This window comes from Pseudomonas sp. NFPP04, from assembly GCF_900113815.1.
Taxonomy (GTDB): Bacteria; Pseudomonadota; Gammaproteobacteria; order Pseudomonadales; family Pseudomonadaceae; genus Aquipseudomonas; species Aquipseudomonas extremorientalis.
The window spans coordinates 272,726-286,465 of record NZ_FOQS01000003.1; the positions used below are offsets into that span (position 1 = coordinate 272,726).

General features: G+C 61.4%; 8 protein-coding genes. All 8 read left to right on the forward strand.

Going from position 1 to position 13,740, the window contains the following annotated elements:
* Positions 1 to 106 precede the first annotated feature (106 nt).
* The 8 genes from BM017_RS08615 to BM017_RS08650 all read left to right on the forward strand — a co-directional run bounded on the left by BM017_RS08615 (position 107) and on the right by BM017_RS08650 (position 13,685).
* Positions 107 to 1,000, forward strand: coding sequence for a LysR family transcriptional regulator (locus tag BM017_RS08615; RefSeq protein ID WP_017134867.1), 894 nt, complete (start codon positions 107 to 109; stop codon positions 998 to 1,000).
* 5 nt (positions 1,001 to 1,005) lie between these two features.
* A complete protein-coding gene (locus BM017_RS08620) occupies positions 1,006 to 1,596 on the forward strand; it encodes a tRNA-uridine aminocarboxypropyltransferase (RefSeq protein WP_092242918.1) in 591 nt (196 codons plus the stop codon).
* 71 nt (positions 1,597 to 1,667) lie between these two features.
* Positions 1,668 to 7,553, forward strand: coding sequence for an NEL-type E3 ubiquitin ligase domain-containing protein (locus BM017_RS08625; protein ID WP_092242920.1), 5,886 nt, complete (start codon positions 1,668 to 1,670; stop codon positions 7,551 to 7,553).
* Between the two features lie 108 nt (positions 7,554 to 7,661).
* Positions 7,662 to 8,564: a cysteine synthase CysM gene (gene cysM, locus BM017_RS08630; protein WP_092242923.1), complete on the forward strand. Its 903-nt coding sequence runs from the start codon at positions 7,662 to 7,664 to the stop codon at positions 8,562 to 8,564.
* Positions 8,564 to 9,916 (forward strand): 23S rRNA (uracil(1939)-C(5))-methyltransferase RlmD, encoded by a 1,353-nt coding sequence (rlmD, locus tag BM017_RS08635; protein ID WP_071491327.1) that lies wholly within the window; start codon positions 8,564 to 8,566, stop codon positions 9,914 to 9,916. Before cysM ends, rlmD begins: the two co-directional genes overlap by 1 nt.
* 121 nt (positions 9,917 to 10,037) lie before the next feature.
* On the forward strand, positions 10,038 to 12,281 hold the full coding sequence (relA, locus tag BM017_RS08640) for a GTP diphosphokinase (protein ID WP_092242926.1): 2,244 nt from the start codon (positions 10,038 to 10,040) through the stop codon (positions 12,279 to 12,281).
* Entirely contained in the window at positions 12,281 to 13,114 is an 834-nt protein-coding gene (gene mazG / locus BM017_RS08645) for a nucleoside triphosphate pyrophosphohydrolase (RefSeq protein ID WP_092242930.1), read from the forward strand. Before relA ends, mazG begins: the two co-directional genes overlap by 1 nt.
* Before the next feature lie 25 nt (positions 13,115 to 13,139).
* Positions 13,140 to 13,685 carry a DUF2058 domain-containing protein gene (locus BM017_RS08650; RefSeq protein WP_028617375.1) on the forward strand — a complete coding sequence of 182 codons (546 nt, stop codon included), beginning with the start codon at positions 13,140 to 13,142 and terminating at the stop codon, positions 13,683 to 13,685.
* Positions 13,686 to 13,740: the final 55 nt, after the last annotated feature.

Sequence of the window (13,740 nt, forward strand, 5' to 3'; positions counted from 1 at the left end):
TACTTAGTTCAGATTTTTCTAAACTAATGCCTGGGGTAAACTGCGTTTCAATGTGGGAGGGGGCAAGCCCCCTCCCACAGGATTTTGTGTGCCTCTGGAGCCGCCCATGGCCAACGCCTTGCCCGACCTGAAACTCCTGCGCATCTTCGTCAGCGTCGTGCGTCACCAGGGGTTCGCCAATGCCCAGCACGAACTCAACCTGTCCACCTCGGCCATCAGCACCTACATGAGCCAGCTGGAATCGGCATTGGGCCTGGTGCTGTGCCATCGCGGCCGCGGCGGGTTCAGCCTCACCAGCAAGGGCGAGCTGTTCCATCAGGAAACCCTGCGCCTGCTCGGTGAGCTGGAAGGCTTCGAGCAATATGCTGCCGCGTTGAAGGGCGAGTTGCGCGGCACCCTCAAGCTCGGCGTGCTCGATTCCACCGTCAGCGACAAGGCGCTGCCGTTCGCCGAGGTGATAGGCGCCTACAGCCTGGAGCACCCGGCGGTGCATTTGCACTTATCGGTGATGAGCCCCTACGAGCTGCAACTGGGCGTGCAGGACAACCGCCTGGACCTGGCCATCGGTGCCTTCTCCAACCGCATGAGCGGGCTGATCTACATGCCGCTGTACCGCGAACAGCACTGGCTGTATTGCAGCACCCGGCATCCTTTATTCAATGAACGACGTATCCCGGAACAAGTGATTACCCAGCAACGCATGGTCGGACGCGGCTACTGGAGCCAGGCCGAACTGGCGCGCCATGGCTTCAAGCACAGCGCGGCGACAGTGGAAAGTATGGAGGCGCAACTGATCCTGGTGTTGTCCGGTGCCTATATCGGGTACTTGCCCGAACACTATGCCCAGGCCTGGGCCGACAAGGGTGATTTACGTGTGTTGCTGCCGGCGACCTTCGGCTACCAGGCGCCGTTTTCGATGATCATGCGCCGTGGTCGCAGCCGTGAACCGCTGATCCAGACCTTTCGCGACCTCCTCAAAGCCCAGCTCAACCAGGCCTGAAAATCATGTCCAGATCCCAATGCTCCCGTTGTCTCAGGCCTGCCACCCACTGCCTGTGCCCGTTGATCCCCAGCCTGGAAAGCCGCACCCGCGTGTTGCTGTTGCAGCACCCGAGTGAGGTCAACCACGCGCTGAATACCGCAAGGCTGGCCGCGCTGGGCTTGAACAATGCGCAATTGGTGGTGGGGGAGGTGTTCGACGATCTGGCGACATTGTTGAACCCACCCGGTTATCAGGCGCGGCTGTTGTTTCCGTCGGACGATGCGCAACCCTTGCAACGCTATGCGCCGGACGAACAGCCGATGTTGCTGGTGGTTCCCGACGGCACCTGGCGCAAGGCGCGCAAATTGCTGTACCTCAACCCTTTGCTGGCGGCGTTGCCGCGAGTGACCTTGATGGGCGATGCCGTATCACGCTATCGATTGCGCAAGGCGCCCGGGCCCGGTGCATTGTCCACCGTCGAAGCGATTGCGCAGGCCCTGCAAGTATTGGAAGCCCCCGCCTCCTTCGAGCCATTGCTGCGCCCGTTCGACGCACTGATCGAGCGGCAGATTGCAGCGATGGGCGCAGCGGTCTTCGAGAAGAACCATGGCTGAATCAACGCGCTACATAGCTACCGGAGCCGTCGACAAGTAGTGGATAGGCTGATCATTTCAAGGAGTGTGAAATGATTGAGCCGTTAGCGACACAACAGCAGGAAGACCCGTTGGCCACGTTCATGACGCAGCAGCGAGCGAGGCTGCCCCTGGTCTCAGGCGACGAGTGGGCGACCCTGCAAACCGTGGACGCCTTGCAGGAGAAATTCGCCGCGTTCATGGCCGGGCTGGATGACGATGGCCAGCAAGAATATGTACGCCTGCAACGGGCCTTGATCGAGGCCCAGGCGCAGGTCGAACGAAACATTCGTCAATTCGTCACAAACTTTGAACACCAGAGTCTGGAGCGTTTGCGAACGGGCCTCAAAGACCTCACCGGCCATGTCGTTGATCCCAAGGCCCAGCACATCACCACCACCTATTCCTACGACCGCTTCAATGAGCCCAAGGTCGTCCGGCTTTCGCTGTGGGACGCCGCCTGCATGAACTATGACGGCCTGACGGGTTGGGATTACCCCGGCCATGACGGCGTGGCAACGTCCAGCGGGCTCAGTATCGACCTCAGCCCCGAGAGTTTCATCGCATTGGTGCGCGAACTCAATCTCGGTGGCCAACTCAGAACCCTGCTCGACGACAGCCTGGACAAGGCCGAGCCGTTGGGCCAGGCGATTGTGAGCCTGGGGCGGCTGGAGTTTGAGTTCGCCCTGATTGAAGCCCTGAGAGACTCGAACACCACCCGAATCGACCGGGAAAAATACCGGCATATCAAACAAGCACTGGATCAGGACGAGGAGTGGGGGCGCTGCGAGGAAATGCAGCTGTTCATCCCCGATGGCAAGGACAACATCGGTTGGGTGCCTCAATTCATCGGTAACACCGGGCAAATACTCAGCAGGCCGCCGGGGGACAGCCTGAACATCCCCCACCTGGTGTTTTCCGTTAACGGTTGCAAAGGCGCCTTCAGTTACTTTCCCCGTCGGCCGGGCGGGGGCGATCTGCGCCATTTCGACAACCACCGGGAAGCCTGCCAGGAGTTTTATGTGGCCTTCAGTGCTTTCTACCGGCAGGGCAGGGTGGCGTGGTTGTACGGGGTCATGTCACAGCCCGACAGCGAGCGCTTGACCAGACTCAGACGAGGCGCCACGCGCGAAACCGGACTCAGTCCTTTTGCCGAGGCATTACAGGATTTGTTTCTTAAGGTGTTCGAGTCTCGTCTGGAGGACCGGACCGGCTATACCCGCAAGGTCGTGACCAAAGCACCGCCGGTCAGTTTGGGTGATCTCCATCTGGCGCGCATTGGCGCCAACCTGAAGGGCCTGGCCAACGAAAAACCGGGATTTCTGACGACCCTTGCCGGTATCGCTCGCACCGTTATCAGTGAGGTGCTGGAGCTATTGCTGATGCCGGTACCCGGGCCGCTCAAGGGTTTGGCGCGTGTGCGGGCAGTCGCGTTGTTCGCGGCGCTCGGTGAGGGGGTGCTCAACGGTATTTCCAGCGTGCTCGAGGGGCATGCTGGCGAACTGGTCCTGGCTTTTTCCGACTTGGCCGACCTGTTGATCAGCGGGCGGCTGCATAGCCGCCTGGCGTTCAGTGTAAGGCGGCGCCATCAAGCCTTGTATCAACGCCTCTCGCAAATACCCGCCGCCAGCATCAAGGACAGTACGGGGCTGAGTAGCCCCCAGTTGCTTGAGCGCATGCTGCTGCCCTCCCAGGCGCCTGCGCATGAGCTGCAGGCCGTGCTGGAAACCAGCGGCACATCACGAGAGCAACTGGAGCGTGTCTGGGCAGGCGAGCGCCCATCAGCCTCTCTGGTGGAAGCGGCGCATCGGTTCAACGCCGATCGGATGATTGACTGGGTGGCCGGCTTGGTCGATTCCAACCGGCCAGTGCCCATGGGGGCGTTCGAAGTCCTGGGCCCTTTGCTGACCCAGCTGCCGGCGTGGCCGCTGGATACAGCGTTGAGAATCGTGAATGCGCAAGGCCAGGAGTTGCGACTCTACAGCAGGGATACGGCCCGGCCCACGACGGTCGTGATCACGGTCACCGCCCTGGAGAACCACCGGTTTGGCTATTCGACACCGCAGCGCATCACCGCGCACCTGTCCCACGCGGTGGTACAGCTTTTACCGTCGAGTTTTTCCGCCGGCGAACAGGCCGTTCGTCGGCAACTGGCAGCCCAGGCCCAGGCGTCGCGGTTCGATCTGTTCGAAGCCCTGACCCGGTTTGCCGATATCCATCGTTCGGCCGCTACACGCGCGTCGGTGTCCGTGCGCAAGTGGTTGCCCGACAGCGTTGGGCATGACTACCCGGTGCCCGAGGTGATCGAGGTGCTGCGCGCTTTGCATCCCGACGTCAGCCTGCCGAGATTGCTGGAGGTGCTGGATCAGCATCCGCTGTCGCCCGATCAGCAAGCCCGTCTGCTTGAGGTCCGACAACAACCCGAGGGACTGTACGATGGGCTCAAGGCCGCCGCGCAGATGGCGCGCGCCGAGGCACTCATTGACCGGATCTACCACCGCCGCCGGTTTGACCCGCAAACTCAGGCGTGGGTCCAGGCGTTCGCCCGCAGTGCCTTGGGCACTCTTGGCAAACGCCTGATTGTCGGCCCTCCAACCTATGTGCCCCTGGACCGTGACAGATATGCCGTGTTGGTCCTCGACCATGGCGAGGGAGAATTTTCGCCCTACGATCCGTGTAGACAGAGTGCCGGTGTGCAGCAGGGCGGCGCGGATGCGTTTTTCCGGGTAATGCTGAGCCAACTCTCCGATCATGATCGTGCCAGGTTCGGCGCCGATATGCCGGCAGCCATCACCGGGTTTCGTCATCAAGTGGCCCAGGCCATGCTGCGCAATCGTGCACCGCAAGGCACGTTTTACCCGGTGCTGCGCGAGATCACACAGTACGCGAGCGACGTCGACGCCACGCGTATGGCCTCCGAGCCTGATGCGATGGGTTTGTACCGTTTGGCGTCGGACCGCTATTTGTTCATCGACAGTCAATATTTCAAAGTGACCCAAGCGGATCAGACCCAACCCTGGCGTATCCGCCATCCTGCCCTGGACGACGCGTATGCGCCGGTATTGAGCCATAACGGCGCGGGCGCCTGGCGCCATGAATGGGAGAACCCGCTGACCTGGGACGGGCAACAACCTTTTTACCGCCTGGGGCCCAGGTTTCGCGCATTGGCCCCGGATGCCATCGACAAGGTTCAGCAGATCAGCGGCGTGACCCCGGACATACTGCGCAAGGTGCATGTGCGCAGCGAACCGCCGCCGGTGCTGCTGGTGGAGGCATTCGAGCGCTTGAATATCTTTGAACGGGTCAAGGACGGGCTGGAACAAGGTGCGGAGTTTATCGTCCAGGTGCTTGACGAAATAACCCCTGACGCGGCTGATGCGCTGGTCGGTCGGGCGGGTGTTGCGCGTGAAGATCAGGTCACGACCCTGGAGAGCAAGGTGCACATGGACAAACTGCAGATGCATGCGCAGTTTTTCGATGTGCTGCGCCGCAAGAACCAGCGGTCCGATGACCCTTCGGTACAGGTGATAGTGCGTCAGTTCCCTGGATTGACCGTGGGGATTGCGCAGGACTGGGTGCAACATGCTTCTGCGTCTGAGTTGGAGCGCCTCCGGGAGGGGCGCGTACCGCACACCTTGGCGCAAGAGGCGCGGTGGTGGTCCCGTTGGTTGCGGGTCTGTGGCGCCCTGGAAGGCGTGCACCTGTCGCCGTTGGCGAATGACGACAGTTCTCGGTTGATCCTCCATGAGCTGGCTGGTCTGAAGGGGTGGCCAGCATCGCTGCGGGTTGAACTCTGGGACGCCCGCCGCGTGATCGACAGCGTCGGTCCCGATGATGCTGACCTTCGGCGGGTCTTGAAACCGAGCGTCGGGCAGTACCTGGCCTACGTCCAACGGGCGGATGGCAGCTTGCAGGCAATGGGCGCGCGCGCGCCCTTCCTGGAGGCCTTGCTCAACGCACTGCCTCTGGCCGAGCGGCAGGCGTTGGGCTACACCCACCCCGGCGCGCTGGAGGAGTTGCGCGCAGAGATGGGCGCCCGCCTGGGGCAGGATTGGTCGGGAATCCAAGCGACACTCAACATGCGGCCAATGCCATCGAGGCTCGCGCCACCCCGCCTGATCAATGGTCGCAAAGGCTATCCACTCAGTGGTGGAACCGAATTCGGGCCGACAGAGCGTGAACAGATCTCACGTATGCGTGAGTTGTACCCTTCTAAAACGGACGCCGAGGTGTGGGCGATGCTAGCGGAGGCGGGTGACACGGTCGCTATGCGTGAAGAGATGATCACCAAGCAAGTCAAAGAGCGAGATCAGCTGTACAGGGATTTGCAAGCGTGGCGGGATCAGGCGTCGACAGCCCAGCCGGACAGCGCATCGGCCCGATCACGGGCGTTGGCGGTTGAGCGAATTCAGCGTTGCTGGGCCAAGGAAGCTGTCACGCCGGGAGTGGCCGAGAAGCTCAACCTGGACGATCTGGATTTGGCAAGCTTGCCGACCCTGCGCGCGCACTTTGGTCATGTGACTATGCTGAGTGTGAGAAACAACCGATTGACGGAGTTGCCGGAGCGCTTTCTTTTCAACTTTCCGGCGCTGCGTGTTCTTTATCTCAATGGTAACCAACTCACGCATCTTCCCAATCTGGACCTCCACGCACGCCTGGAAGTGCTCAATCTGTCGAACAACCACCTGCGGTTCAACTATGTGGACGAGGAACGACTGGCTGAGCTGACGGAACTCAGAAGCCTTGATTTGTCGGGAAACCCACTTGGGCAAGGACGACGCTTGAACGTGTATAGGTTGACGAACCTGCGGGAGCTGAACCTGCGCAATTGCGCGTTGAACCAATTGCCGCGCGGTGCCGTGAGTCTCTCCACGTTGGGCAGCTTTGACCTGCGTGACAATCAAATACAGGACCTGGCCGAGACGGACCTGTTCATTTATCCCGAAGTCCATCAGGGAATGAACTTGAGAGGTAATCCGCTTTCCGCCGAGGCGCGACAGTTGTTACGCCGAGTGGGCGAGCGTCGGGGACCTCCCGGTGTTGATTTCGGACTATGGGAGCCGACGGTTCCTTTTGATCGGCGTCCCGACCGCTGGTTGGCGCTGCTCCCTCCTGGAGAAGTACAAGCGCGCCAACTCGATTGGGCGTACTTGCAAAACCAGCCAATGGCGGATTATTTCTTTGAGTTGCTGGCAAGCATTGCCGAATACCCGCAGTTCCTTGACCCTCACCACCGTGTGATGAGGGAGATCATTTCTCACCGAGTCTGGGGGGTGATTGACGATGCGATGTCCCATGAGGGCATGGAGCGAATTGCTTACTTACCGTGTTATCGCACCCTTCGCGGAGGGATTGATGGTTGCCTGTTGTGCTTGCATCAACTTGAGTTGCAAATAGCTCCCTTACGGATACTCGATGCCGGCGTCCAAACGGCCGGGCCAAATCTGTTGCATTACTACCGTGCACTGCGTCGCCTTGAATACATAGATCAGTACCTTTCCAGGCACTTTGAGCCCCAGGGCATGGCATTCGCTTGCACGCGGGTCCTGAGTTATCGCATCGCCCTGGCATCGAGCCTGAATTTGCCGCAAGTACTCCCCCAGCGTTTTGAGGCGGCTGTGCCGGATGCCCGTTCAGTCAATACCGTGCGCACGGCGGTACTGAATAATGAGACGGGAACGAACTGGCCTGAGTTGTTACAGAAAGAGCCTTTCTGGGTGCATTTTATTCAACATAAATATGCCGCAGATCTCGAATTCAAGCTCCGCCGTTTCCAGAAACTATTGGAGGTTGCTGATCAACAACTGGCGAGCGGCTTGATCAGTGAAGGGCAGTACGTGAATCGTCTCAATGGCGTGCGGGACGCGAGGGCATCAGCCGAAAACAAGCGGATTCGGGACTTTACCCACCAGGAATGGACAGCGTTCGTGATCGGATGATTCTTCATGCTTATACCCTAACGCAATAAGCACCGCACTTTGCGTGATATGGCCCGCCAGGCTTTCCCGGTATGATGTGCGCCCCGCAGTCTGGATTGCGAATACGCCATGACCTTGCAGTACCCTACAATCGCCGATTGCGTCGGCAACACGCCCCTGGTCCGCTTGCAACGCATGGCGGGTGAAACCAACAATACCCTGCTGCTCAAGCTCGAAGGGAACAACCCGGCCGGTTCCGTGAAGGACCGGCCGGCGCTGTCGATGATCACCCGCGCCGAGTTGCGCGGGCAGATCAAGCCTGGCGACACCCTGATCGAAGCGACGTCGGGTAACACCGGGATTGCCCTGGCCATGGCCGCTGCGATCAAGGGCTACAAGATGATCCTGATCATGCCCGACAACGGCAGTGCCGAGCGCAAGGCGGCGATGACTGCCTATGGCGCGCAGTTGGTGCTGGTCACCCAGGAAGAAGGCATGGAGGGCGCGCGCGACCTCGCCGAGCGCATGGCCGCCGAAGGCCGTGGCCTGGTGCTTGACCAGTTCGCCAATGGCGACAACCCCGAGGCGCACTACACCAGCACCGGCCCGGAAATCTGGCGCCAGACCCAGGGCACCATCACCCATTTCGTCAGCTCCATGGGCACCACCGGCACCATCATGGGCAACTCGCGCTACCTCAAGGAGCAGAACCCGGCGATCCAGATCGTTGGCCTGCAACCGATGGAAGGCGCGGCCATCCCGGGTATCCGCCGCTGGCCCGAAGAGTATCTGCCGAAGATCTACAACGCCACGCGCGTGGACCGCATCATCGACATGGCCCAGCGCGAGGCCGAAGACACCACCCGCCGCCTGGCCCGTGAAGAAGGCATCTTCTGCGGCGTATCCTCCGGCGGCGCCGTGGCCGGTATGTTGCGCCTGTCCAAGGAGGTGGAAAACGCGGTGATCGTCGCGATCATCTGTGACCGAGGCGACCGCTACCTGTCGACCGGCATCTTCGACGAACCCAACTGATGGCCAGGCACGAGAGAGGCCTGCGCTTCCAACCGACGGGCGGCAGCCGGGCCCCGCAGATTCCGGTGGGCAAGAAACAACGCCTGACCATCGAGCGCCTGGCCAATGACGGCCGTGGCATCGTGTTCTTCGAAGGGCGCACCTGGTTTGTGAACGGCGCGCTGGCCGGCGAAGAAGTCGAAGCGCGGGTGCTGGGTGCCCACGGCAAAATCGTCGAGGCGCGCACCGAGCGCGTCTTCAAGGCCAGCGAGCTGCGCCGCCCGGCGCCGTGCGCGCACGTTGGCCGTTGCGGCGGTTGCAGCGTGCAGCATTTGCCCCATGCCGAACAGCTTGCCCTGAAACAGCGCATGCTCGCCGAGCAACTGTCCCGCGTGGCGGGCGTGGAACCGCAAGAGTGGGCCGCACCGTTGAGCGGGCCGGAATTCGGCTACCGTCGCCGCGCCCGCGTGGCCGTGCGTTGGGATGCCAAGGCGAAACACCTGGACGTCGGTTTTCGCGCCGTGGCCAGCCAGGACATCGTCGCCATCGATGACTGCCCGGTACTGGTACAGGCCTTGCAACCGATCATGCAGCGCCTGCCGAACATGCTGCGCCGCCTGAGCAAACCGCAGGCCCTGGGGCATGTGGAATTGTTCAGCGGTACGTCCATTGCGGTGTTGCTGCGGCATATGGCGCCGCTGTCCGAAGCGGACCTGCAGGTATTGAACGAATTCTGCGCTTTCCATGAGGCGCAGTTGTGGCTGCAGGGCGAGGGCCAGCCGGCGCCGGTTGACACCGATGCTGTGTTGGGCTTTCCACTGGAACAGTGGAATCTGGAACTGGCTTACCGGCCAGGCGACTTTGTGCAGGTCAACGCCGGCGTCAATGCCGCGATGGTTGCCCAGGCCCTGGAATGGCTGGCGCCACAACCCGACGAACGGGTGTTGGACCTGTTTTGTGGCCTGGGCAATTTTGCCTTGCCACTGGCGCGCCAGGTACGCGAAGTGGTGGCGGTGGAAGGTGTGCAGACCATGGTGGACCGGGCGGCCGTGAATGCCGTCAGCAACGATTTGCACAATGCGCAGTTTTTTCAAGCCGATTTGTCCCAGCCTTTGATTGACGCAGAATGGGCCAAACAGGGCTTTTCTGCGGTACTCTTGGACCCACCCCGTGACGGTGCCCTGGAGGTTGTGCGCAAGCTTGCGACCTTGGGCGCCAAGCGTCTGGTGTATGTGTCCTGCAACCCGGCCACGCTGGCGCGGGACACGGTTGAGTTGGTCAGGCAAGGCTACCGGCTAAAACGTGCCGGGATCCTCGACATGTTTCCGCAAACCGCGCATGTCGAGGCCATGGCGTTATTTGAAGCGGGCTAGGATGCCTGTTTAATCCGACTGGCCTGCGTTCTCCAGGGCCTTTGATCTGCCAGGGAGTCCGCAGTAAACGTCGGCGATGATTTTGGCGCATCGAAGGTGCGTCGTAGGGAAGGTAAGCAAGATGGTACAGGTGAGAGCACACCAGCCGATCAACACCGACGGCAGTATCAATCTCGAGGCATGGCTGGACCATGCCATCAGTGTCGATCCGGCACTGGACCGTGAAGCCTTGAAAGCAGCCTGCGAGTTCGCTCGTGAGTCTGAGCAGCAAGACAATGCGGCCAAGAACCTATGGGCCGAAGGCACTTCCAGCTTTCGCACCGGGTTGGAAATCGCTGAGATCCTCGCCGATCTCAAGCTGGACCAGGATTCGTTGATCGCCGCCGTGCTCTATCGCGGCGTGCGTGAAGGGCATATCCCGTTGCCCACCGTCAGCCAGCGTTTCGGCACCGTGGTGGCCAAGCTGATCGACGGCGTGCTGCGCATGGCGGCGATCAGTGCCAGCCTGAGCCCGCGCCAGTCCATGGTGCTGGGCACCCAGGGCCAGGTCGAGAACCTGCGCAAGATGCTGGTGGCGATGGTCGATGACGTGCGCGTCGCCCTGATCAAGCTGGCCGAGCGTACCTGCGCGATCCGTGCGGTGAAGACCGCCGACGACGAAAAACGCAACCGTGTTGCCCGCGAAGTCTTCGACATCTATGCGCCGTTGGCGCATCGCCTGGGCATCGGCCATATCAAGTGGGAGCTGGAGGACTTGTCCTTCCGCTACCTCGAACCCGATCAATACAAACAGATTGCCACGTTGCTGCATGAGCGGCGGCTGGACCGTGAGCGCTTCATTACCGATGTGATGAACCAGCTGCGCTCCGAGTTGCAGGCCACTGGCGTCGAAGCCGACATCAGCGGCCGCGCCAAACACATCTATTCCATCTGGCGCAAAATGCAGCGCAAGGGCCTGGCCTTCAGCCAGATCTACGACGTGCGTGCGGTGCGCGTGCTGGTGCCGGAAATGCGCGACTGCTATACCGCGCTGGGGATCGTCCACACCCTGTGGCGGCACATTCCCAAGGAGTTCGACGACTACATCGCCAACCCCAAGGAAAACGGCTATCGCTCGTTGCACACGGCGGTGATCGGCCCCGAGGGCAAGGTGCTGGAAGTGCAGATCCGCACCCACGCCATGCACGAAGAGGCGGAACTTGGGGTATGCGCGCACTGGCGCTACAAGGGCACCGACGTCAAGGCCGGGTCCAACCAGTACGAAGAGAAAATCTCCTGGCTGCGCCAGGTGTTGGAATGGCACGAAGAACTCGGCGACATCGGCGGCCTGGCCGAACAGCTGCGCGTGGATATCGAGCCGGACCGGGTCTACATCTTCACCCCCGACGGCCACGCCATCGACCTGCCCAAGGGTGCCACGCCGCTGGACTTCGCCTACCGCGTGCACACCGAGATCGGCCACAACTGCCGGGGCGCCAAGATCAACGGGCGCATTGTGCCGCTCAACTACAGCCTGCAGACCGGTGAACAGGTCGAGATCATCACCAGCAAGCACGGTACGCCGAGCCGCGACTGGCTGAACCCGAACCTGGGCTACATCACCACGTCGCGGGCGCGGGCGAAGATCGTCCACTGGTTCAAACTGCAGGCGCGCGACCAGAACGTCGCTGCCGGTAAAACCTTGCTCGAGCGCGAACTGGCACGGCTGGGCCTGCCTCAGGTGGACTTCGACAAGCTGGCCGAAAAGGCCAACATGAAGATCGCCGAAGACATGTTCGCCGCCCTCGGTGCCGGCGATCTGCGCCTGGCCCAACTGGTCAACCTGGCCCAGCAACTGGTCGAGCCGGAACGCGGCAGCGAACAGCTGGAACTGATCCCGCGCAAGGCCACCGGCTACAAGCCCGGCAAGCGTGGCGATATCCAGATCCAGGGCGTGGGCAACCTGATGACTCAAATCGCCGGCTGCTGCCAGCCGCTGCCGGGGGATGCCATCGTCGGCTATATCACCCAGGGCCGCGGTGTAAGTATTCACCGCCAGGATTGCGCCTCGGTGCTGCAACTGGGCGGGCGTGAGCCTGAGCGGATCATCCAGGTCAGCTGGGGGCCGGTGCCGGTGCTCACTTACCCGGTGGACATCGTCATCCGTGCCTACGACCGTTCCGGGTTGCTGCGTGACGTGTCGCAGGTGTTGCTCAATGAGCGGATCAACGTACTGGCGGTCAACACCCGCTCGAACAAAGAGGACAACACCGCGCAGATGTCCCTGACCATCGAGATTCCGGGACTGGACGCACTGGGACGGTTGCTGGGGAGGATTTCCCAGTTGCCGAATATCATCGAGACGCGGCGTAACCGTACCCCATGATGTATACGCTCGAAGACCTGCTGCACCTGATGAATCGCCTGCGGGACCCGCAGTACGGGTGCCCGTGGGACATCAGGCAAACCTACGCCACCATCGTCCCGCACACGTTGGAGGAGGCCTACGAAGTCGCCGACGCCATCGAGCGCGGCGACTTCGATCATCTGCAAGGTGAGTTGGGCGACCTGTTGTTCCAGGTGGTGTACTACAGCCAGTTGGCGCGGGAAGAAGGGCGCTTCGAATTTGCCGGGGTGATCGACAGCATCACGCGCAAGCTGATCCGTCGCCATCCCCATGTGTTCCCCACCGGCGACCTGTATGCGCCGCTGGATATCCCGCAGTTGAGCGAAGAACAGGTCAAGGAACGCTGGGAGCAGATCAAGGCCGAGGAGCGCGCGCAGAAGTCCGACGCGCCGGAGCAGCTTTCCCTGCTGGACGATGTACCCACCGCGTTGCCGTCCCTTTCCCGTGCCGCCAAATTGCAAAAGCGCGCCAGCCAGGTCGGGTTCGACTGGCCCTGCGCCTTGCCGGTGGTGGATAACGTGCGCGAAGAGCTGGATGAAGTGCTCGAAGCCATGGCCGATAACGACCCGGCGGCGATTGCCGATGAGGTCGGCGACCTGCTGTTTGCGGCGGTCAACCTGGCCCGTCACCTCAAGGTCGACCCGGAAACCGCGCTACGGGGCGCCAATGCCAAGTTCGAACGACGCTTCCGATTTATCGAACAGGCATTGCGCGATACCCGCCGTCCCATAGAAGATTGCACCCTCGAAGAGTTGGACGCCCTGTGGGGCGAAGCCAAACGTCAGGAAAAGAATGTGTCCAGCTGCGGTTGAGCAGTTGCCTAAGTGAGTAAGCACCATGAGCCTTTCCCTTCGCGACCAGTTGCTCAAAGCAGGTCTGGTCAATCAAAAGCAGGCCAAGCAGGTCGGCAAAGAGAAACAGAAACAGCAGCGCCTGGTCCATAAAGGCCAGATCGAGGCCGACGACACCCAGGCCCGTCTGGCGGCCGAGGCGCACGCCGAGAAGGTCAAGCGCGACCAGGAACTGAACCGCCAGCAGCAGGAAAAAGCCGAGGCCAAGGCCCGCACGGCCCAGGTCAAGCAACTGATCGAGACCTCGCGCCTGCCCAAGCTGACCACCGAGGACTACTACAACTTCGTGGACGACAAGAAGGTCAAGCGCCTGTCGGTCAACACGCTGATGCGCAACAAGCTGAGCAACGGCTCCCTGGCGATCGTGCACCACGGTGGCGGTTATGAGGTGATCCCGCGTGAAGCGGCGCTGAAGATCCAGGAGCGCGCACCGGAGCGTATCGTGCAGCTCAATATCCTTACCGAAAGCCAGGTGCCGGATGAAGATGATCCCTACGCCGCTTACCAGATCCCGGATGATCTGATGTGGTAAGTCTGTAAGCCTTGAGCGGGCTTGCCTGTGGTGAGCGGGCTTGCCCCGCGTTGGG